Source organism: Streptomyces sp. NPDC006610 (genome assembly GCF_040611575.1).
Lineage (GTDB): Bacteria > Actinomycetota > Actinomycetes > Streptomycetales > Streptomycetaceae > Streptomyces.
On sequence record NZ_JBEXOP010000026.1, the window covers coordinates 51,546 to 72,926 of the forward strand.

At 75.3% G+C, this 21,381-nt stretch carries 17 protein-coding genes and 1 riboswitch; of the genes, 15 read left to right on the forward strand and 2 right to left on the reverse strand.

Annotation, left to right across the window (positions count from 1 at the left end):
- Nucleotides 1–26 precede the first annotated feature (26 nt).
- The 9 genes from ABZY13_RS21355 (at nt 27) to cobI (ending at nt 12,766) form a co-directional block, all read left to right on the forward strand.
- Entirely contained in the window at nt 27–1,265 is a 1,239-nt protein-coding gene (locus ABZY13_RS21355; protein WP_356633004.1) for an inorganic phosphate transporter, read from the forward strand.
- A gap of 18 nt (nt 1,266–1,283) precedes the next feature.
- The gene (locus tag ABZY13_RS21360) at nt 1,284–1,508 is read left to right on the forward strand and encodes a hypothetical protein (RefSeq protein ID WP_356633006.1); all 225 of its coding nucleotides are present in this window, start codon (nt 1,284–1,286) and stop codon (nt 1,506–1,508) included.
- Between the two features lie 184 nt (nt 1,509–1,692).
- Nucleotides 1,693–1,836: riboswitch (cobalamin riboswitch) on the forward strand.
- 115 nt (nt 1,837–1,951) lie between these two features.
- The gene (locus tag ABZY13_RS21365; protein ID WP_356633008.1) at nt 1,952–2,905 is read left to right on the forward strand and encodes a cobalamin biosynthesis protein; all 954 of its coding nucleotides are present in this window, start codon (nt 1,952–1,954) and stop codon (nt 2,903–2,905) included.
- Nucleotides 2,905–4,437, forward strand: coding sequence for a cobyric acid synthase (locus tag ABZY13_RS21370; RefSeq protein WP_356633010.1), 1,533 nt, complete (start codon nt 2,905–2,907; stop codon nt 4,435–4,437). Before ABZY13_RS21365 ends, ABZY13_RS21370 begins: the two co-directional genes overlap by 1 nt.
- Nucleotides 4,434–8,090, forward strand: coding sequence for a cobaltochelatase subunit CobN (gene cobN, locus ABZY13_RS21375; RefSeq protein ID WP_356633012.1), 3,657 nt, complete (start codon nt 4,434–4,436; stop codon nt 8,088–8,090). Before ABZY13_RS21370 ends, cobN begins: the two co-directional genes overlap by 4 nt.
- Entirely contained in the window at nt 8,087–10,072 is a 1,986-nt protein-coding gene (locus tag ABZY13_RS21380) for a putative cobaltochelatase (protein WP_356633014.1), read from the forward strand. Before cobN ends, ABZY13_RS21380 begins: the two co-directional genes overlap by 4 nt.
- Complete coding sequence (gene cobO / locus ABZY13_RS21385) at nt 10,072–10,671, forward strand: cob(I)yrinic acid a,c-diamide adenosyltransferase (RefSeq protein ID WP_356633016.1); 600 nt, start codon at nt 10,072–10,074, stop codon at nt 10,669–10,671. Before ABZY13_RS21380 ends, cobO begins: the two co-directional genes overlap by 1 nt.
- Nucleotides 10,665–12,038, forward strand: coding sequence for a cobyrinate a,c-diamide synthase (locus ABZY13_RS21390; RefSeq protein ID WP_356633018.1), 1,374 nt, complete (start codon nt 10,665–10,667; stop codon nt 12,036–12,038). The genes cobO and ABZY13_RS21390 overlap by 7 nt, the downstream gene beginning before the upstream one ends.
- Nucleotides 12,035–12,766, forward strand: coding sequence for a precorrin-2 C(20)-methyltransferase (cobI, locus tag ABZY13_RS21395; protein ID WP_356633020.1), 732 nt, complete (start codon nt 12,035–12,037; stop codon nt 12,764–12,766). Before ABZY13_RS21390 ends, cobI begins: the two co-directional genes overlap by 4 nt.
- Nucleotides 12,767–12,789: 23 nt before the next feature.
- Here cobI and ABZY13_RS21400 read toward each other — a convergent pair whose 3' ends face one another.
- Nucleotides 12,790–13,518 carry a ZIP family metal transporter gene (locus ABZY13_RS21400; RefSeq protein ID WP_356633022.1) on the reverse strand — a complete coding sequence of 243 codons (729 nt, stop codon included), beginning with the start codon at nt 13,516–13,518 and terminating at the stop codon, nt 12,790–12,792.
- Between the two features lie 92 nt (nt 13,519–13,610).
- Between ABZY13_RS21400 and cobM the strand changes: the two genes are divergently transcribed.
- Genes cobM through cobC form a run of 6 tightly spaced genes read left to right on the forward strand, consistent with a single transcriptional unit; the run spans nt 13,611 to nt 19,898 of the window.
- Nucleotides 13,611–14,429 carry a precorrin-4 C(11)-methyltransferase gene (gene cobM / locus ABZY13_RS21405; RefSeq protein ID WP_356633024.1) on the forward strand — a complete coding sequence of 273 codons (819 nt, stop codon included), beginning with the start codon at nt 13,611–13,613 and terminating at the stop codon, nt 14,427–14,429.
- Nucleotides 14,430–14,434: 5 nt separating this feature from the next.
- Nucleotides 14,435–15,676, forward strand: a complete 1,242-nt coding sequence (gene cbiE / locus ABZY13_RS21410) for a precorrin-6y C5,15-methyltransferase (decarboxylating) subunit CbiE (protein ID WP_356633112.1) — start codon at nt 14,435–14,437, stop codon at nt 15,674–15,676.
- Nucleotides 15,673–17,343 (forward strand): precorrin-3B C(17)-methyltransferase, encoded by a 1,671-nt coding sequence (gene cobJ, locus ABZY13_RS21415; RefSeq protein ID WP_356633026.1) that lies wholly within the window; start codon nt 15,673–15,675, stop codon nt 17,341–17,343. Before cbiE ends, cobJ begins: the two co-directional genes overlap by 4 nt.
- Entirely contained in the window at nt 17,340–17,927 is a 588-nt protein-coding gene (locus ABZY13_RS21420; RefSeq protein WP_356633028.1) for a precorrin-8X methylmutase, read from the forward strand. The genes cobJ and ABZY13_RS21420 overlap by 4 nt, the downstream gene beginning before the upstream one ends.
- The gene (locus tag ABZY13_RS21425; protein WP_356633030.1) at nt 17,924–18,859 is read left to right on the forward strand and encodes a sirohydrochlorin chelatase; all 936 of its coding nucleotides are present in this window, start codon (nt 17,924–17,926) and stop codon (nt 18,857–18,859) included. The genes ABZY13_RS21420 and ABZY13_RS21425 overlap by 4 nt, the downstream gene beginning before the upstream one ends.
- Nucleotides 18,849–19,898 (forward strand): Rv2231c family pyridoxal phosphate-dependent protein CobC, encoded by a 1,050-nt coding sequence (gene cobC, locus ABZY13_RS21430; RefSeq protein WP_356633032.1) that lies wholly within the window; start codon nt 18,849–18,851, stop codon nt 19,896–19,898. The genes ABZY13_RS21425 and cobC overlap by 11 nt, the downstream gene beginning before the upstream one ends.
- 385 nt (nt 19,899–20,283) lie before the next feature.
- Here the strand turns inward: cobC and ABZY13_RS21435 are convergent, their stop codons facing one another.
- Nucleotides 20,284–21,375 (reverse strand): amidohydrolase family protein, encoded by a 1,092-nt coding sequence (locus tag ABZY13_RS21435; RefSeq protein WP_356633034.1) that lies wholly within the window; start codon nt 21,373–21,375, stop codon nt 20,284–20,286.
- Nucleotides 21,376–21,381 lie beyond the last annotated feature (6 nt).

Genomic DNA, 21,381 nt, shown 5'->3' on the forward strand with positions numbered 1-21,381 from the left:
ATGACCTCGAACGATTGCCTGGGTAAATGGAAGGCATCTCGCTGATCCTCGCGATTGTGGTGGTAACCGCACTCGCGTTCGATTTCACGAACGGTTTCCACGACACCGCCAACGCGATGGCCACCACCATCTCCACCGGTGCTCTGCGGCCCAAGGTCGCCGTGGCCATGTCCGCCGTCCTCAATCTGGTCGGCGCGTTCCTTTCGGTGGAGGTCGCCAACACGATCTCCAAGGGCCTGGTCGACGAGAGCGGAATTCGTCCCGAGGTCATCTTCGCCGCGCTGGTCGGCGCGATCCTGTGGAACCTGCTGACCTGGCTGGTGGGCCTGCCCTCGTCCTCCTCGCACGCCCTCATGGGCGGCCTGGTCGGCGCCACCGTCGCCTCCGCCGGCTTCGGCGCGGTGCACGGCGACGCGCTGGTCACCAAGGTGCTCATCCCGGCCATCGCCGCCCCGCTGGTGGCGGGCGTCGCGGCGATGCTCGGCACCCGGCTGACGTACCGGCTCGGCCGCAAGGCCGACGGCGAGGCCTCGGCCAAGGGCTACCGCGCCGGGCAGATCGCCTCCGCCGGCCTGGTCTCCCTCGCCCACGGCACCAACGACGCCCAGAAGACGATGGGCATCATCACCCTCGCCCTGGTCGCCGGCGGCACCCTCGCCCCCGACTCCGACCCGCCCATGTGGGTCATCCTCTCCGCGGGCGTGGCCATCGCCCTCGGCACCTACCTCGGCGGCTGGCGCATCATCCGCACCATGGGCAAGGGCCTGACCGACCTCCAGCCGCAGCAGGGCTTCGCCGCCCAGACCAGCGCCGCGACGGTCATCCTCGCCTCCTCCCACCTCGGCTTCTCCCTCTCCACCACGCACTCGGTCTCCGGCGCCGTGATGGGCGCGGGCCTGGGCCGCAAGGGCGGCGTGGTCCGCTGGTCCACCGCCACCCGGATGTTCGTCGCCTGGGGCCTGACCCTGCCGGCCGCCGCCCTGGTGGGCGCGCTCGCCGAGGTCGTCACCCGCTTCGGCGACTGGGGCACCGCGCTCGTGGCCGTCTTCCTGGTCGGCTCCAGCGCCGCCATCTGGAAGATCTCCCGCCGCGAGGTCGTCGACCACACCAACGTCAACGACACCGAGGAGCCGGCCGGCGTGGTCACCACCGCCATGGCCGCGGTCACCCCGCCGCCCACCGCCGCCGCGGCGGAGGAACTGGCGGCGGCGATCCCCGCCCAGGCGAGCGACTCCAAGGCCCCGTCGGCCTCCACCCCCGTCTGACGAAGGAACGGAAGCAGCATGAAGATCGACTGGGCGGCCCTCGGCTCCGTCTTCGGCGTCAGCCTCGTGGTCACCGTGGCCCTCGTGGGCCTGTTCACCCTCGGCATCGCGGGACTGTCCCGCCGTGAGCGCGCCGCGGCCAGCGGCGGCGGCTCCGCGGCCCTCGCGCTGACCGGCGCCTACGCGGCCTTCGCCGGGTGCGCGGCGGCGGTGGCGTACGGGATCTACCTGATCGTCGCGTAGCCCTCCCCCCTCGCAGCCCGCTCCCCCTTCGGGTCCTCCCCCTCGACGCCCGCCTGCCCGGGCCGCCCTCACCGGTGGCCGGGGCAGGCGGGCATCCGCGCGTTCCGGGACCCATGGGCGGGCGCAAGGGGGCCGGTGTGGGCCTCAGCACACTCCCCTCCCGCAGGTCAACGGCAAGTTGACGGCCCTTCCAACCCCGTGGTGGACTTCCGGGGCCATGTACGGCGGCAGGAGAGGAAGCCCGGTGAGAATCCGGCGCGGTCCCGCCACTGTGACCGGGGCAGGAAACCCCGGGAGCCAGGAACTCTCACCGCCGGTCTCGTCGAACCAGGGCGTGGACACCCTGAGTGAGGACACAACGCGATGCTCGGCTGCCGTTCGAGGTTCAGCACCAGGTCTCTTCCCGACGCCTCCCCACGCGACCTCGCGACCGGCTGAGCCCGATGCGTGCCGATCGCGTCTTCGCGTACGGCGCCACCGCCGGCCTCCTCGGCGACCTGCTCCTCGGCGATCCCCGCCGCGGGCACCCGGTCGCCGCGTTCGGACGTGCCGCGGGCGCCGTGGAACGGGTGCTGTGGCGTGACCACCGCGGGTGGGGCGCGCTGCACACCGCGCTGTGCGCCGGCGGCGCCGTCGCCCTCGGGGCCGCCGCCTCCCGTGCCGTACGCTCCTCCCCCGCCGCCTCCGTCCTGCTGACCGGCGCCGCCACCTGGGCCGTCGTCGGCGGTACCTCCCTCGCCCGCGAGGCCGAAACCGTCGGGCGCGCCCTGGAGGCCGGGGACGTCGAGGCCGCCCGGGACCGGCTGCCGCACCTGTGCGGACGCGATCCGCAGGCGCTGGACGCCGACGGGATCGCCCGCGCGGTGGTGGAGTCCGTCGCCGAGAACACCTCGGACGCCGTGGTCGGCGCGCTGGTGTGGGGCGCGGCCTGCGGAGTGCCGGGGCTGCTCGGCTTCCGGGCCGTCAACACCCTCGACGCCATGGTCGGCCACAAGTCGCCCCGCCACCGCCGTTACGGCTGGGCCTCCGCCCGCCTCGACGACCTCGCCGGATGGCCGGGCGCGCGGCTCACCGCCGTCCTCGCCGCCGCGGCCGGTGACGATCCGCGCGGCGCGCTGCGGGCCTGGCGGACCGACGCCCACAGGCACCCGAGTCCCAACGCCGGGCCCGTGGAGGCCTCGTTCGCGGGGGCGCTCGGGGTGCGGCTCGGCGGGACGCTGTCGTACGGCGGGCGCGTCGAGCACCGGCCCGTGCTCAACGGGGCAGCCGGGCGCGCCGTCGAGGTCGGGGACATCCGGCGCGCGGTCCGGCTGTCCCGGCGCGTGAGCGTGCTCGCGCTCGGGGTGTGCGCGGGCGTGTCCGTGGTGAAGTCCGCCCTGCAGAGAGGACGTACGTGATGAGCGGAGGGCTCCTCGTCGCCGGCACCACCTCCGACGCCGGCAAGAGCGTGGTCACCGCCGGGATCTGCCGCTGGCTGGTCCGCCAGGGCGTGAAGGTGGCGCCGTTCAAGGCGCAGAACATGTCGCTGAACTCCTTCGTGACCCGCGAGGGCGCGGAGATCGGGCGGGCTCAGGCCATGCAGGCGCAGGCCTGCCGGATCGAGCCGACCGCCCTGATGAACCCGGTGCTGCTCAAGCCGGGCGGCGAGCAGAGCAGCCAGGTGGTGCTGCTGGGCAGGCCGGTGGGCGAGCTGAGCGCCCGCGGCTACCACGGCGGGCGGCAGCAGCGGCTGCTGGGCACGGTGCTGGACTGTCTGGAGCAGTTGCGGGGCACGTATGACGCGGTGATCTGTGAGGGGGCCGGCAGTCCTGCGGAGATCAACCTGCGGCGGACCGACATCGTGAACATGGGGATCGCCCGCAACGCGCGGCTGCCCGTGCTGGTGGTGGGCGACATCGACCGCGGGGGCGTCTTCGCGTCCTTCTTCGGCACGGTGGCGCTGCTCTCGCCCGAGGACCAGGCGCTGGTCGCCGGGTTCCTGGTGAACAAGTTCCGCGGCGACGTCTCGCTGCTGGAGCCGGGCCTGGACATGCTCCGGGACCTCACCGGGCGGGGGACGTACGGCGTGCTGCCGTACCGGCACGGGCTCGGCATCGACGAGGAGGACGGCCTGAGGGTGTCGCTGCGCGGGACCGTGCGCGAGTCGAACACCGCCCCGCCCGTCGGCGAGGACGTGCTGCGCGTCGCCGTGTGCGCGGTGCCGCTGATGTCCAACTTCACCGACGTCGACGCGCTGGCCGCCGAGCCGGGCGTCGTGGTGCGGTTCGTGGACCGGCCGGAGGAACTGGCCGACGCCGACCTGGTCGTGCTGCCGGGGACCCGCGGCACCGTGCGGGCGCTGGACTGGCTGCACGAGCGCGGGCTCGCCGGGGCGCTGCGCCGCCGGGCCGCGGAGGGCCGGCCCGTCCTCGGGATCTGCGGCGGCTTCCAGGTCCTCGGCGAGCGCATCGAGGACGACGTCGAGAGCCGACGCGGACAGGTGGACGGCCTCGGCATCCTGCCGGTGCGGGTGCGCTTCGCCCGCGAGAAGACCCTCACCCGGCCGGTCGGCGAGGCCCTCGGCGAGCGGGTCGAGGGCTACGAGATCCACCACGGGGTGGCCGACGTCCTCGGCGGGGACACGTTCATCTCCGACGACCGAGGACACGGTCTGGACGGCTGCCGGATCGGCACGACCTGGGGCACCCACTGGCACGGCTCGCTGGAGTCGGACGGCTTCCGGCGCGCCTTCCTGCGCGAGGTGGCCGCCCTCGCCGGCCGCCGCTTCGTGCCGGCGCCCGACACCTCGTTCGCCGCGCTGCGCGAGCAACAGCTCGACCGGCTCGGCGACCTGATCGAACAGCACGCGGACACGGACGCGCTGTGGCGGCTCATCGAGTCGGGCGCGCCGCAAGGACTGCCTTTCATTCCACCGGGAGCGCCCGCATGAGCACAGTGTTGTTGTTGTCGACCGCCGACACCGATCTGCTGGCGGCCCGCGCCGCGGACGCCGGCTACCGGATCGGCAACCCGACCCGCGTCGACGTCCAGGAGGAACTGCCCGCGCTGCTGGAGGGCGCGGACATCGCCGTCGTACGGCTGCTGGGCGGCAAGCGCGCCTGGGAGGACGGGCTCGCCGCGCTGAAGGCGTCCGGCGTGCCGACCGTGCTGCTCGGCGGCGAGGCCGTGCCGGACGCGGAGCTGATGGCCGAGTCGTCCGTCCCGGCCGGCGTGGTGGCCGAGGCGCTGCGGTACCTCGTCGAGGGCGGGCCGGACAACCTCACCGAACTGGCCCGGTTCCTCTCCGACACCGTGCTGCTGACCGGCGAGGGTTTCGAGGAGCCGCGCAGGATGCCGGAGTACGGCGTCCACGGCGAGCGCGCCGTCGCGGACGGCCGCCCGACGGTCGGCGTGCTCTTCTACCGCGCCCACGAACTCAGCGGCAACACCGCCTTCGTGGACACCCTGTGCGACGCGATCGAGGCACAGGGCGCCAACGCCCTTCCGGTGTACTGCGGTTCGCTGCGCGGCGCGGAGGAGGGCCTGTACGAGATCCTGGGCCGCGCCGACGCCCTGATCGCCACGGTCCTCGCCGCCGGCGGCACGCACGCCTCCGGTGCTTCGGCCGGCGGCGACGAGGAGGCCTGGGACGTCGGGGCGCTCGCCGACCTGAACGTGCCGGTGCTGCAGGGCCTGTGCCTCACCTCCTCGCGGGCCGCCTGGGACGCGTCCGACGCCGCGCTGTCCCCGATGGACGCCGCGATGCAGGTCGCCATCCCGGAGTTCGACGGGCGGCTGATCACCGTGCCGTTCTCCTTCAAGGAGCAGGGCCCGGACGACGTCCCGGTGTACGTCGCCGACCCCGAGCGGGCCGCGCGGGTGGCCGGGATCGCCGTACGGCACGCCCGGCTCGGGCACAAGCCGAACGCCGACAAGAAGCTGGCGCTCGTCTTCACCGCGTACCCGACCAAGCACTCCCGCGTCGGCAACGCCGTCGGCCTGGACACGCCCGCCTCGGCGGTGCGGGTGCTGGACGCCCTGCGCGACGCCGGGTACGCGGTCGAGGGCTACCCGGACAACGGCGACGAGCTGATCCACCGGCTGATCGAGGCCGGCGGGCACGACGTGGAGTGGCTGACGGAGGACCAGCTGGCCGCCGCGCCCGCCAGGGTGCCGCTGGCCGACTACCGGGCGTGGTTCGACCGGCTGGACCCCGAGCTGCGCGACGGGATGCTGGAGGCGTGGGGCGAGCCGCCCGGCTCCCTCTACGTGGACGGCGACGACATCGTGCTGGCGTCCCTGCGGTTCGGGAACGTCGTCGTGATGATCCAGCCGCCGCGCGGCTTCGGCGAGAACCCCATCGCGATCTACCACGACCCCGACATGCCGCCGTCCCACCACTACCTGGCGGCCTACCGCTGGCTGGAGAACTCCTTCCGCGCGGACGCGATCGTGCACATGGGCAAGCACGGCACGATGGAGTGGCTGCCCGGCAAGGGCCTCGGGCTCAGCAAGGGCTGCGCGCCGGACGCCGTCCTCGGCGACCTCCCCCTCGTCTACCCCTTCATCGTCAACGACCCCGGCGAGGGCACCCAGGCCAAGCGGCGCGGGCACGCCACGGTGGTCGACCACCTGGTGCCGCCGATGGCCCGCGCGGACACGTACGGGGACCTGGCGAAGCTGGAACAGCTCCTCGACGAGTACGCGCTCGTCTCCGACCTGGACCCGGCCAAGGCTCCGGCCGTGCGGGCGCAGATCTGGACGCTGGTGAAGGCGGCCGAGCTCCATCACGACCTGCACGTGGACGAGCAGCCGGACGACGAGACCTTCGACGAGTTCGTCATGCACATCGACGGCTATCTGTGCGAGATCAAGGACGTGCAGATCCGCGACGGCCTGCACGTTCTCGGCGGCGGGCCGGTCGGCGAGCCGCGCGTCAACCTGGTGCTGGCCGTGCTGCGGGCCTCCCAGGTGTGGGGCGGGCGGGCCAACGCGCTGCCGGGGCTGCGGGCCTCGCTGGCCGCGCACTTCGGGCTGGACGAGAAGGAGCTGCTGGCCGAGCCGGGCGCGCCGGTGAAGGTGCCCGTCGAGCTGACGAACCTGGTGGAGGGTCCCGCGCGCACCGGCTCCGACGCCGTCGACCTGCTGGAGCAGCTGTGCCGGCGGCTGGCGGAGGGCATGGAGGCCCGTGGCTGGGCCGTCGCGGAGAGCGGTCCGCTGGTGCGGGAGGTGCTGGGCGGCGCCGAAGTGCCGGACGCCGTCGCGGTGCTGGAGTTCGCCTGCGACGAGGTCGTGCCGCGTCTCGCCCGGACGACGGACGAGATCGGGCACATCCTGCGCGCCCTGGACGGCGGCTACGTCCCGGCCGGCCCGTCGGGCTCCCCGACGCGCGGCCTGGTCAACGTCCTGCCGACCGGCCGGAACTTCTACTCCGTCGACCCCAAGGCCATTCCGTCCCGGCTGAGCTGGGAGGTCGGGCAGTCGCTGGCGGACTCGCTGGTGCAGCGGTATCTGACCGACACCGGGGAGTACCCGAAGTCCGTCGGCCTGACGGTGTGGGGCACGTCCGCGATGCGCACCCAGGGCGACGACATCGCCGAGATCCTGGCGCTGCTGGGCTGCCGCCCGGTGTGGGACGACGCGTCGCGGCGGGTGACCGGCTTCGAGATCGTGCCCCTGGAGGAGCTGGGCCGACCGCGCATCGACGTCACGGTCCGCATCTCCGGCTTCTTCCGGGACGCGTTCCCGCACGTCGTCGGGCTGATCGACGACGCGGTGCGGGCGGTGGCCGAGCTGGACGAGCCCGCCGAGTCCAACCACGTGCGGGCGCACGTGGACGAGGACGCCGCCGAGCACGGCGACCGGCGGCGCGCGACGGCCCGTATCTTCGGCTCCAAGCCGGGGGCGTACGGCGCGGGTCTGCTGCCGCTGATCGACGCGCGGAACTGGCGCTCCGACGCGGACCTCGCCGAGGTGTACGCGGTGTGGGGCGGCTACGCCTACGGGCGCGGGCTCGACGGACGGGCGGCGCGCGGGGACATGGAGACGGCGTTCCGGCGGATCGCGGTGGCGGCGAAGAACGTCGACACGCGCGAGCACGACCTGGTCGATGCCGACGACTACTTCCAGTACCACGGCGGCATGGTCGCCATGGTGCGGCACCTGACCGGCGCCAACCCCGAGGCCTACGTGGGCGATTCGGCGACGCCGGACCAGGTGAGGACGCGGACGCTGGGCGAGGAGACGCACCGGGTCTTCCGGGCGCGGGTGGTCAACCCGCGCTGGATGGCGGCGATGCGGCGGCACGGCTACAAGGGCGCCTTCGAGATGGCGGCGACCGTGGACTACCTGTTCGGGTACGACGCCACGGCGGGGGTCGTGGACGACTGGATGTACGAGAAGCTCAGCGCCGAGTACGTCTTCGACCCGGAGAACCGGGACTTCATGAAGAAGTCCAACCCGTGGGCGCTGCGCGGCATCACCGAGCGACTGCTGGAGGCCGCCGACCGCGGGCTGTGGGCCGAGCCGGACGCCGACACGCTGGAGCGGCTGCGCGCCACCTATCTGGAGCTCGAAGGCGACCTGGAGGGCGACGACAAGTGACCACCCCGTTTCCGTTCACGGCCGTCGTCGGCCAGGACGACCTGCGCCTCGGCCTGCTGCTCAACGCCGTCTCACCGAGCATCGGCGGCATTCTCGTGCGCGGTGAGAAGGGGACGGCCAAGTCGACGACGGTCCGCGCCCTGTCGGCGCTGCTGCCGGAGGTCGACGTCGTCCCCGGGTGCCGCTTCTCCTGCGCCCCGGCCGCTCCCGACCCCGCGTGCCCGGACGGGCCGCACGAGGTCCGGGCCGGTACGACGCGCCCGGCCCGCATGGTCGAACTCCCCGTCGGCGCCTCCGAGGACCGGCTGGTGGGCGCCCTCGACATCGAGCGGGCGCTCGCGGAGGGCGTGAAGGCGTTCGAGCCGGGCCTGCTCGCCGACGCGCACCGCGGGATCCTGTACGTGGACGAGGTCAACCTGCTCCACGACCACCTGGTCGACCTCCTCCTGGACGCCGCCGCGATGGGCGCCTCGTACGTCGAACGCGAGGGCGTGTCCGTGCGGCACGCGGCGCGCTTCCTGCTCGTCGGGACCATGAACCCCGAAGAGGGCGAGCTGCGACCGCAACTGCTCGACCGGTTCGGGCTCACCGTCGAGGTCGCCGCCTCGCGGGAGCCCGACCAGCGGGTGGAGGTCGTGCGGCGGCGGCTGGCCCACGACGACGACCCGGCCGGGTTCGCAGCGCGCTGGGCCGACGAGGAGGCCGCCGTACGGCAGCGGATCGTGGCCGCACGCGAGCTGCTGCCCCAGGTCCGGCTCGGTGACGCGGCGCTTCGGCAGATCGCCGCGACCTGCGCCGCCTTCGAGGTGGACGGCATGCGCGCCGACATCGTGATGGCCCGCACGGCGACCGCGCTGGCGGCCTGGGCCGGGCGGACCGACGTCCTGGCCGAGGACGTGCGGCAGGCCGCGCTGCTGGCGCTGCCGCACCGGCGGCGGCGCAACCCCTTCGACGCTCCGGGGCTGGACGAGGACAAGCTCGACCGGACGCTGGAGGAGTTCGGCGACCAGGGCGAGGGCGACGACGATCCCGACCCCGACGGTCCCGGTGGAGGCGGGGGGCAGCCGTCCTCCGAAGGGCCCGACCAGGGCGGTTCCGGTGCGCGGCCCGAGGCCGGTGAGGGCGGGGAGCCGCAGCCGGCCGGGGCGGGCGAGCAGTCGGCCGTACGGGCCGCCGAGCCGTTCCGGACCCGGGTGCTGAGCGTGCCCGGCATCGGGGAGGGCGCCGCCGGGCGGCGTTCGCGGGCGCGGACCGAGCACGGGCGGACGATCGGGGCCCGGCGTCCGCGCGGGGCGCTGACCAAGCTGCACCTGGCCGCCACCGTGCAGGCCGCGGCGCCGCACCAGCGGGCGCGGGGGCGCAGCGGGCCGGGGCTGGTGGTGCGGCGGGACGATCTGCGGCAGGCGGTGCGCGAGGGGCGCGAGGGGAATCTGGTTCTTTTCGTCGTCGACGCCTCCGGGTCGATGGCCGCGCGGCAGCGGATGGGCGCCGTGAAGGGCGCCGTGCTGTCGTTGCTGCTGGACGCGTATCAGCGGCGGGACAAGGTGGGGCTGGTGACCTTCCGGGGGTCTTCGGCCGACGTCGCGCTGCCGCCCACCTCGTCCGTGGACGCGGCGGCGGCCCGGCTGGAGTCGCTGCCGACCGGGGGCCGTACGCCGCTGGCCGCCGGGCTGCTCAAGGCGCACGACGTGCTGCGCGTGGAGCGGCTGCGGGACGCCGCGCGCCGGCCGCTGGTCGTCGTGGTGACGGACGGGCGGGCCACCGGTGGGCCCGAGCCGGTGGCGCTGGCGTCGCGCGCCGCGCGGCTGTTCGCGGCCGACGGGGTGGCGTCGGTGGTCGTGGACTGCGAGGCGGGCCCGGTGCGGCTGGGGCTGGCGGGGCAGCTCGCCGGTGAACTGGGCGGTGCCGCCGTGACGTTGGACGAGCTGAGGGCCGACGCGATCGCCGGTCTGGTGAAGGACGTACAGAGGAGGGCCGCGTAATGCCGCAGGGACAGCCGAGTGTCGTACCGGACGACGGTCTGACGACCCGTCAGCGCCGTAACCGTCCGCTGGTGGTCGTGCACACGGGCGTGGGCAAGGGCAAGTCGACCGCCGCTTTCGGGCTCGCGCTGCGGGCCTGGAACCAGGGGTGGCCGATCGGGGTGTTCCAGTTCGTCAAGTCGGCGAAGTGGAAGGTCGGCGAGGAGCGGGCGCTGCGGGTGCTCGGGGACTCCGGCGAGGGCGGGACCGTCGCCTGGCACAAGATGGGCGAGGGCTGGTCCTGGGTCCAGCGGGACGCGCAGATGGACAACGAAGAGAAGGCCCGCGAGGGCTGGGAGCAGGTCAAGCGGGACCTGGCCGCCGAGACGTACCAGTTGTACGTGCTGGACGAGTTCGCGTACCCGATGCACTGGGGGTGGGTCGACACCGACGAGGTGATCGACGTCCTGCGCGACCGGCCGGGCACCCAGCATGTGGTGATCACGGGGCGGAACGCGCCGGAGAAGCTGGTGGACTTCGCCGATCTCGTGACGGACATGTCCAAGGTCAAGCATCCGATGGACGCCGGACAGAAGGGGCAGAGGGGCATCGAGTGGTGACCTGGCCCTCGTCCGTTCCCCGGCTGGTCGTCGCCGCGCCCTCCTCCGGGAGCGGCAAGACCACCGTCGCCACGGGGCTGATGGCCGCGCTCGCCGGGCGGGGACTCGCCGTGTCCCCGCACAAGGTCGGGCCGGACTACATCGACCCCGGGTACCACGCGCTCGCCACCGGGCGTGTGGGGCGCAATCTCGACGCGTACCTGTGCGGGCCGGAGCTGGTCGCTCCGTTGTTCCTGCACGGGGCGCGGGGGTGTGACATCGCCGTCGTCGAGGGTGTGATGGGGCTGTACGACGGGGCGGCGGGGGAAGGGGAACTGGCCTCCACCGCCCATGTCGCCAAGCTGCTCGAGGCGCCGGTCGTGCTCGTCGTGGACGCCTCGAGGCAGTCGCGGTCGGTCGCCGCTCTGGTGCACGGGTTCGCGTCCTGGGACCCGCAGGTGCGGGTCGCGGGCGTGATCCTCAACAAGGTCGGGTCCGACCGGCACGAGGAGCTGCTGCGGGACGCCTTGGATTCGGTCGGGGTGCCGGTGTTCGGGGTGCTGCGGCGGGCTCCGCAGGTCGATACGCCGTCCAGGCATCTGGGGCTGGTGCCGGTCGCCGAGCGGCGGGCCCAGGCCGTGGAGGCCGTGGCTGCGATGGCCGCGCAGGTCGCCGCGGGGTGTGACCTGGAGGCGCTGGTGGGGCTGGCTCGGAATGCGGGTGCGTTGGCGGGTGCGGCCTGGGACGCGGCTGAGGCCGTCGCTTCCTCGCCCCCGCCGCCCGGGCGTGTGAAAGTCGCCGTCGCCGGTGGGCCGGCGTTCACCTTCTCCTACGCCGAACACGCCGAGCTGCTCACGGCCGCCGGGGCCGATGTCGTCACCTTCGATCCCCTCCGCGACGAGCGACTGCCCGAGGGCGCGCGCGGGCTGGTCGTCGGCGGCGGGTTCCCGGAGGTGTACGCCGCCGAGCTGTCCGCCAACGAGCCGCTGCGCAGGGCCGTGGCCGAGCTGGCCCTCGGCGGCGCGCCGGTGGCGGCCGAGTGCGCGGGGCTGCTGTACCTGTGCCGGGAGCTGGACGGGCTGCCCATGTGCGGTGTGCTCGGCGCCGCCGCGCGGATGACGGACCGGCTCACCCTCGGCTACCGGGACGCGGTGGCCGTGAGCGACAGCGTCCTCGCGGCGGCCGGGACGCGGATGCGGGGGCACGAGTTCCACCGCACGGTCGTCGAGCCCGGCGCCGGGGCGGAGGCCGCGTGGGGGGTGCGCGCGCCCGAGCGGCGCGTCGAGGGTTTCGTACAGCGAGGTGTGCACGCGAGCTATCTGCACACGCACTGGGCGTCCGAGCCCGGTGTCGCCCGTCGGTTCGTGGAGAGGTGCCGGACGTCATGAGCAGCAGACTGATCGGGGTCGGGGTGGGGCCGGGCGACCCCGAGCTGGTGACGGTGAAGGGCGTCAACGCGCTGCGGGCCGCGGACGTCGTCGTGGTCCCGGTGATGGACACGGGCGAGCGCGGGCGGGCCGAGGCGACGGTGCTGCACTACGTGGGGCCGGAGAAGGTCGTGCGGGTGGTGTTCGCGCTGAACGAGCGCAGCGACCGGGCCCGGCGCGAGGCCGCCTGGGACGCGGCCGGGGAGCGGGTGGCCGCGCTGCTGCGGGCGCACGGGACGGTCGCGTTCGCGACGATCGGCGACCCGAACGTGTACTCGACGTTCACCTATCTCGCGCAGACCATCGCCGCCGTGGTGCCGGGCGTCGTGGTGCGGACCGTGCCCGGGATCACCGCGATGCAGGACCTCGCGGCCCGTTCGGGAGCGGTGCTGACGGAGGGCACCGAGCCGCTGACGCTGGTGCCGGTGACGGCCGGGGCGGGTGTGCTCAAGGAGGCGCTGGACGGACCGGGGACGGTCGTGGCGTACAAGTTCGGGCGGCAGGCGGCCGAGGTCGCCGAGGCGCTGCGGGACAGCGGGCGGATCGACGACGCGGTGTGGGGGTCGGCGCTCGGGCTGCCCGAGGAGTCCGTGCGCCCGGCCGCCGAGCTGGACGGGGCCGCGCTGCCGTACCTCTCGACGCTGATCTCGCCGCCGCGGCGCGACGGCGGGCGGGGCGGCAAGCTGTGACCGTCGGACAGGCGCCGGCCCGGTCACTCCGCGACGCCGACCACCAGCCAGATGAACGCCGCCCCCGCGACCGTGCACAGCAGCGTGGAGCGGGCCGGGTGGGTGTGGTGGGCCTCGGGCAGGATCTCCGCCGCGGCCAGGTACAGCAGTGCGCCGCCGAACAGGCCGAGGTAGCCGCCGAGCAGGGGCTCGGGGATGGCGACGAACGCCGTGGAGGCGGCGCCGGCCACGGGGGCGACCGCGTCCGCGCCCAGCATCAGCACGGCGCGGCGGCGGGCGTTGCCGTACAGCCGGGTCAGTGTGTAGGTGTTGAAGCCGTCCGCGAAGTCGTGGGCGACGACGGCCAGCGCGACGGCGACGCCCATGTCCTCGCCGATCTGGAAGGCGGCGCCGATGGCGACGCCGTCCATGGCGCTGTGGCCGACCATCGCGGCGGCGGCCGTCAGGCCCACCTCGGGCGCGCGTCCGTCCGCGTTCTTGGCGCCGTGCGCGGCCTGCCGGGCGGCCAGCAGCCGTTCCACCAGATGGGCCAGCAGAAAGCCGGCGACGAACAGCAGGAACGCGGCCGGCACGCCGAACACGTCGGCGTCCGCGGCGGCGAGCGACTCGGGCAGCAGGTCCAGTCCGACCACGCCCAGCATGAGCCCGCCGGCCAGGCCCAGCACCAGGTGGCGGCGGTCGGTCACGCGGTGTGCCGTCCAGCCGCCAGCCAACGTCATCAGGAACGCGCCGAGCGCGACGATCACCGCCATGCGCCCTTCGTATCCGATGCGTCCCCCGCCGCGCACCTTCGGCCTTCACCGCCGGTGCGCTTCCCCATCCCGTCATGAGAGGACCCCGACCCATGGCCGACGCCCCTTCCGGCAAGGTGACCTTCGTCGGCGCCGGCCCCGGCGCCGCCGATCTGCTGACGTTCCGCGCCGCCCGCGCCATCGCCGAGGCGGACGTGGTGATCTGGGCCGCGAGCCTGGTCCAGGAGGAGGTGCTGGAGCACGCCCGGGAGGGCGCGGAGATCCTCGACTCGGCGGCGATGTCGCTGGAGGACGTCGTCGCCGTGTACGAGCGGGCGCACGCCGACGGCCTGCGGGTGGCCCGGATCCACTCCGGTGACCCGGCGCTGTGGGGCGGCACGCAGGAGCAGCTGGACCGGTGCGCGCGGATCGGCATCGCGACCGAGGTGGTGCCGGGCGTGTCGTCGTTCTCGGCGGTGGCGGCGATCGCGCAGCGGGAGCTGACGATCCCCGAGGTGGCGCAGTCGGTGATCCTCACCCGGCTGGGCGGCGGCAAGACGCCGATGCCGCCCGGGGAGGAGGTGCGGGAGTTCGCCCGGCACGGGACGACGATGGCGGTCTTCCTGTCGGCGGCGCGCAGCGGCCAGCTGGTGCGGGAGCTGCTGGAGGGCGGCTATCCGACGACGACGCCGGTGGTGATCGCGTACCAGGCGACGTGGCCGGAGGAGCTGCTGGTGCGGTGCACGGTGGGCACGCTGGAGGACACGGTCAAGGAGCACAAGCTGTGGAAGCACACGCTGTTCCTGGTCGGTCCGGCCCTCGACGCGCACGGCACCCGCTCGCACCTGTACCACCCCGGTCACTTCCACGGTTACCGCAAGGCCGACCCGGAGGCCCGCCGGGCGCTGCGCGAGCGGGGTGCCCGTACGTGAGCGCCCTGATCACCGTCGTGGGCACGGGGACGGGGACGGGGGCGCCGACCGCGGCGGAGGCGGTCGCGGGGGCCGCGCTGGTCGTCGGCGGGCGGCGGCACCTGGAGTCCGTGGCGCTGCCCGGGGGCGCGGAGCGGATCGTGCTGGGGCCGCTGGCGCCCGCGCTGGACGCCGTCGCCGAGTACGTCGCCAAGGAGGCGCCGGTCGTGGTGCTGGCCTCGGGCGATCCCGGGTTCTTCGGGATCGTGCGGGCGCTGGCGGAGCGGTTCGGGCCACAGCGGCTGGAGGTGCGGCCGGAGGTGTCGTCGGTGGCCGCGGCGTTCGCGCGGGCGGGGCTGCCGTGGGACGACGCGGTGGTGGTCAGCGCGCACGGGCGGGAGCTGCGGACGGCGGTCAACGTGTGCCGGGCGCATCCGAAGACGGCGGTGCTGACCGGGCCTGGGGCCGGTCCGGCGGAGCTGGGCGCGGCGCTCGGGGACGCCCCGCGGGTGCTGGTGGTGGCGTCGGCGCTGGGGTCGGCCCGGGAGCGGGTGGAGCGGGTGACGCCGGCCGAGGCCGCGGCGCGGGACTGGGGGCCGGCGGTGAGCGTCGTGCTGTGCCTGGACGAGGCGCGGGCGCTGGGTCCGGTGCGCACGGTCGCGGGTCCGCCGGTGCGGCCCGGCGGGTGGGCGCTGGAGGAGTCGGCGTTCGCCCACCGCGACTCGATGATCACCAAGTTCGAGGTGCGGGCGCTGGCCCTGGCCCGGCTCGGGCCGCGCCCCGGCGACCTGGTGTGGGACGTCGGCGCGGGTTCGGGCTCGGTGGCCGTGGAGTGCGCGCGGCTGGGCGCCGCCGTGGTGGCGGTGGAGAAGGCGGCGGACGGGGTGGAGCGGATCCGCGCCAACGCCGCCGCGCACGGCGTCGACGTGCGGGCCGTGCACGGGGCGGCGCCCGGGGCGCTGGACGGCCTGGACGACGATCCCGACGCGGTGTTCGTCGGCGGCGGCGGGCGCGAGCTGCCCGCCGTGGTGGCGGCGTGCGCGCGACGGGCGCGGCGGGCGGTGGTGGTGGCGCTGGCGGCGCTGGACCGGGTGCCGGCCGCGCGGGAGGCGCTGACGGCCGCCGGGCTCGACTGCGACGGGGTGCTGCTGCAGTCGTCCCGCCTCGCGCCGCTTCCGGGCGATGTGACCCGGCTGGCGGCGACCAATCCGGTTTTCCTGCTGTGGGGCGTGCGGCCCCCGGCGCATGACGAAGGAGTTGTCCAGTGATCGGCCTTGTTTCCGCCACGGCGGCGGGCGCGGCTGCGCGCGACCGGCTGGCCGCGGCCTGGCCGGAGCGTACGCGCGTGTACGACGGCCCTGTCGGGTCCGCCGTACGGCGGGCGTTCGCGGAGTGCGAGCAGCTCGTGTGCTTCCTGGCCACGGGTGCGGTGGTGCGGCTGATCGCCCCGCTGCTGGCCGACAAGGCGTCCGACCCGGGCGTGGTCTGCGTCGACGAGGGCGGCCGGTTCGCGGTGTCGCTGGTCGGCGGGCACGGCGGCGGCGCCAACGAGCTGGCCGCGCGGGTGGGCGAGGTGCTCGGCGCCGAGCCGGTGGTGACCACCGGCACGGACGCGGCCGGCCTTCCCGGTCTGGACACGCTGGGGCTGCCCGTGGAGGGCGATGTGGCCGGGGTGACGCGGGCGCTGCTGGACGGGGAGCCGGTCGCGGTGGACGCCGAGGTGGCGTGGCCGCTGCCGCCGCTGCCGGTCGCGCAGAGCGGGGCGTACACGATCCGGGTGACGGACCGCCATGTCGCCGTCGGCCGGGGCGAGGTGGTGCTGCGTCCGCCGTCGCTGGTCGTGGGCGTGGGCGCGTCGCGGGGGGCGCCCGCGGACGAGGTGCTGGGGCTGGTCGAGGGCGCCCTGCGGGACGCCGGGCTGTCGGCGGCGTCGGTCGCCGAGCTGGCCACCGTGGACGCCAAGGCCGACGAGCCCGGCATCGTGGCGGCGGCGCAGCGGCTGGGGGTGCCGCTGGTGACGTACCCGGCCGGGGAGCTGGCCGGCGTCGACGTGCCGAACCCCTCCGACGCGCCGCTCGCCGCCGTCGGCACGCCGTCCGTCGCGGAGGCGTCGGCGCTGGCCCGCGGGGGCGAACTCCTCGTCCCCAAGCGGAAGTCGGCCATGGCGACCTGCGCGGTCGTACGGCGTCCCGCGCGCGGCCGGCTCGCGGTGGTCGGCCTCGGGCCGGGCGCACGGGACCTGCTGACGCCCCGCGCGACGGCGGAGCTGCGCCGCGCCTCGGTGCTGGTGGGCCTGGACCAGTACGTCGACCAGATCCGCGATCTGCTGCGGCCGGGCACCCGCGTCCTGGAGTCGGGGCTCGGCGCGGAGGAGGAGCGGGCCCGCACGGCCGTCGAGGAGGCCCGCAGGGGGCATGCGGTGGCGCTGATCGGCAGCGGCGACGCGGGCGTGTACGCCATGGCGTCCCCGGCGCTCGCCGAGGCGTCCGACGACATCGACGTGGTCGGGGTGCCGGGCGTGACCGCCGCGCTGGCCGCCGCCGCGATCCTGGGCGCGCCGCTCGGCCACGACCACGTGTCGATCAGCCTGTCGGACCTGCACACGCCGTGGGAGGTCATCGAGCGGCGGGTGCGCGCGGCGGCGGAGGCGGACCTCGTGGTGACGTTCTACAACCCGCGCAGCCGGGGCCGGGACTGGCAGCTGCCGAAGGCCCTGGGCATCCTCGCCGAGCACCGGGCGTCCGGGACCCCGGTGGGCGTGGTGCGCAATGCCTCGCGCGCCGACGAGTCGAGCCGGATCACCACGCTCGGTGAACTGGCCCCGGCGACGGTCGACATGATGACGGTCGTGACGGTGGGCAACACCGCGACCCGGACGATCGCGGGGCGCATGGTGACGCCGCGCGGCTACCGCTGGCAGGAGGCGTCCCGGTGACGCGCGTGGTCCACCCCATCGAGGCCGAGTCCTACCGGCGGCTGCGCGCCCGGCTGGACACGTCGCACTTCCCGCCGCTGACCCGGGCGGTGGTGGAGCGGGTCATCCACTCCGCCGCCGACCTGGAGTACGCCGAGGATCTCGTGATGGACGAGGCCGACCTGGTGGCGGCGCACGCGGCGCTGCACGCCGGGGCGCCGGTCGTCGTGGACGTGGAGATGGTCGGTGCGGGCATCACCCGGCGGGAGACCGTGTGCCGGCTGCAGGACGCCGTCGCGGGGCCGGGCCTGACCCGGTCGGCGCACGGCATCCGGCTGGCTTACGAGCAGGTCGGCCCCGGCGCGCTCTGGGTGATCGGCAACGCGCCGACCGCGCTGGAGGAACTGCTCACGCTGGACGCCGCTCCGGCGCTCGTCATCGGCCTGCCCGTCGGCTTCGTCGGCGCGGCCGAGTCCAAGGCCGCGTTGCGCGAGAGCGGGCTGCCCGCCGTGAGCAACGTGTCCGAGAAGGGCGGGTCGGCGGTCGCCGCCGCCGCGCTCAACGCCCTGCTGTACCACCCGATTTCCGCCGAGGAGAAACCGTGACCACCCCGCCGCCCGCCCTGCTCATCGCCGGCCACGGCACCCGTGACGACGCCGGCGCCGAGGCGTTCCGCGACTTCGTGCGCCAGCTGGGGCGCCGCCACCCCGACCTGCCCGTCGCGGGCGGCTTCATCGAACTGTCCCCGCCGCCGCTCGGCGAGGCCGTCGCCGAGCTGGTGGAGCGCGGGGTGCGCCGGTTCGCCGCCGTGCCGCTGATGCTGGTGTCCGCCGGGCACGCCAAGGGCGACATCCCGGCGGCGCTGGCCCGCGAGAAGGAACGGCACCCGGGGATCTCGTACTCCTACGGGCGTCCGCTGGGCCCGCACCCGGCGCTGCTGAACGTGCTGGAGCGGCGTCTGGACGAGGCGCTCGGCGGTGCCGGGCGGACGCCGGAGGACCGGGCGGACGTGACCGTGCTGCTGGTCGGGCGCGGCTCCACCGACCCGGACGCCAACGCGGAGGTGTGCAAGGCGGCCCGGCTCCTGTGGGAGGGGCGCGGGTACGCGGGCGTGGAGACGGCGTTCGTGTCGCTGGCCGCGCCGGACGTGCCGAGCGGGCTGGACCGGTGCGCGCGGCTGGGTGCCGGGCGGATCGTCGTGCTGCCGTACTTCCTGTTCACGGGCATCCTCCCGGACCGGGTGCGGCAGCAGACGGAGGGCTGGGCCGCCGCGCACCCCGAGGTCGAGGTGCGGTCCGCGGACGTGATCGGGCCGGAGCCGGAGCTGCTGGACCTGGTGATGGAGCGGTACGCGGAGGCCGTGGAGGGCGATCTGCGGATGAACTGCGACTCGTGCGTGTACCGGATCGCGCTGCCGGGCTTCGAGGACAAGGTGGGCATGCCGCAGCAGCCGCACTTCCACCCCGACGACGACGGCCACCACCACGGTCACGGCCACCACCATCACGGAGGGCACGCGCACTCGCATGCACACTGACGGGCCCGACCTGCGCCACCACGGTGACGCGGAGGTGCGCGACGACGGCGCGGCGCTGACCGACCTGGCGGTGAACGTCCGCGCGGGCACGCCGCCGCCGTGGCTGCGCACCCGCATCGCCGACTCCCTGGCCGGCCTCGCCGCCTACCCGGACGGGCGGGCGGCGCGGGCGGCGGTCGCCGCGCGGCACGGGCTGCCGGCCGACCGGGTGCTGCTGACGGCGGGTGCGGCGGAGGCGTTCGTGCTGCTGGCGCGGGCGCTGAAGGTGCGTCGGCCGGTGGTGGTGCATCCGCAGTTCACCGAGCCGGAGGCGGCGCTGCGGGACGCCGGGCACTCGGTGGACCGGGTGCTGCTGCGCGAGGAGGACGGCTTCCGGCTCGATCCGGCGGCCGTCCCCGAGGAGGCGGACCTGGTCGTCGTCGGCAATCCGACCAACCCGACGTCGGTCCTGCACCCGGCGGACGACGTGGCGCGGCTGGCTCGGCCCGGGCGGACGCTGGTCGTGGACGAGGCGTTCATGGACGCGGTGCCGGGCGAGCGGGAGGCCCTGGCGGGCCGGACGGACGTGCCCGGCCTGGTCGTACTGCGCAGCCTGACCAAGACATGGGGCCTGGCCGGGCTGCGCGTCGGGTACGTCCTCGCCGCCCCGGACACCGTCGCGGACCTGGAGCGGGCCCAGCCCCTGTGGCCGGTGTCGACGCCGGCGCTCGCCGCGGCCGAGGCGTGCGTGACGCCGCCGGCCCTGGCGGAGGCGGCCCACGCCGCCCACCGCATCGCGTCCGACCGGGCCCGTCTCCTGGCGGGCCTGGCGGAGTTCGCCCCGCACGGCCTGCGCGCGGTGACCCCGGCCGAGGCCCCGTTCGTCCTGGTCCGCCTCCCCCGTGCGGCCGAGGTGCGCCACCGGCTGCGTGCCCTCGGCTACGCGGTGCGCCGCGGGGACACCTTCCCGGGGCTGGGCGAGCAGTGGCTGCGCCTGGCGGTACGGGACCGGGCGACGACGGACGGGTTCCTGGGGGCGCTGCGGCGGGCGGTGGGCTGAGGACGGGCCGCCCGGGCCGCCCAGACTCGGCCGGGGGCGAGGCGCTCACCCCGCGCCGGCGCCGGCGCTCCTCCGCCCGCCGCCGGCGAGGTACGGGGTCAGGGAGTCGCCGCCCGTCTCCGCCGGGCCGGCCGCCGGCCGGTCGGGCGCGCCCTGGGACGCCACGTCGGCCGGCGCGGGGTCTGGCCGGCGGCCCGGGCCGGGGTGAGCGTGCCCTCGACGGTGAACGGGCGGCGCCCAGGGTGACTCACTCCAACGAGGGGTTTTGGCGAGGACGTCGAGCTTTCGGGTGCGGGTGCTCGCCTGCGCCCGCCGCGTTCACTCCTCCCGGCGAGCGCCCGGCCGGCGCGTCCGCGCCCCGAGGGGCGGATTTCCGTCACCCCGGTCACCGGACCACCCGCCCGTTGAGCACGATCCGCCGTGGCGCCGCCAGCACCCGTACGTCCGCCCTGGGGTCCGCCTCGTACACCACCAGGTCCGCCGGCGCGCCCTCGTCCAGGCCGGGCCGGCCGAGCCAGCGGCGCGCGGCCCAGGTCGTCGCGGACACCGCCGCCTCGGGCGGAATCCCGGCGGTGACCAGTTCCGCCACCTCGGCGGCGGCCAGCCCGTGGGCGAGCGAGCCGCCGGCGTCCGTGCCGACGTACACCGGGATACCGGCGTCGTAGGCGGCGCGCACGGTGTCGTAACGCCGCTCGTGCAGGCGCCGCATGTGCTCGGCCCAGCGCGGGTAGCGGGCCTCGCCCCCGGCGGCCAGCCCGGGGAAGGTGGCGATGTTGACCAGCGTCGGCACGATCGCTACCCGGCGTTCGGCGAACAGCGGGATCAGGTCCTCGGTGAGCCCTGTCGCGTGCTCGACGCAGTCGATGCCCGCCTCGACGAGGTCGCGCAGGGAGTCCTCGGCGAAGCAGTGCGCGGTGACCCGGGCGCCCAGCCGGTGCGCCTCGGCGATGGCGGCCTCGGCCGCCTCCCGGGGCCAGCAGGCGGCCAGGTCGCCGAGGTCGCGGTCGATCCAGTCGCCGACCAGCTTCACCCAGCCGTCGCCGCGCCGGGCCTCCTGGGCGACGTACGCGACCAGGTCGTCCGGCTCGATCTCGTGGGCGTAGTTGCGGATGTAGCGGCGGGTGCGGGCGATGTGCCGCCCGGCGCGGATGATCTTCGGCAGGTCCTCGCGCTCGTCCGCCCAGCGGGTGTCGGAGGGCGAGCCGGCGTCCCGGATCAGCAGTGTGCCGGCCTCCCGGTCGGCCAGCGCCTGCCGCTCGGCGACGTCCCTCGGCACCGCGCCGTGCGCGTCGAGGCCCACATGGCAGTGCGCGTCGACCAGGCCGGGCAGCGCCCACCCCGTCACCGTGCGCACCTCGCGGGCGCCGGCGGGGCGGTCGTACGAGATCCGCCCGCCGATCACCCAGAGCTCGTCCCGGACGTCGTCGGGCCCGACGAGCACCCGCCCCTTCACGTGCAGCACCGGCTGATCGCTCATGGACGG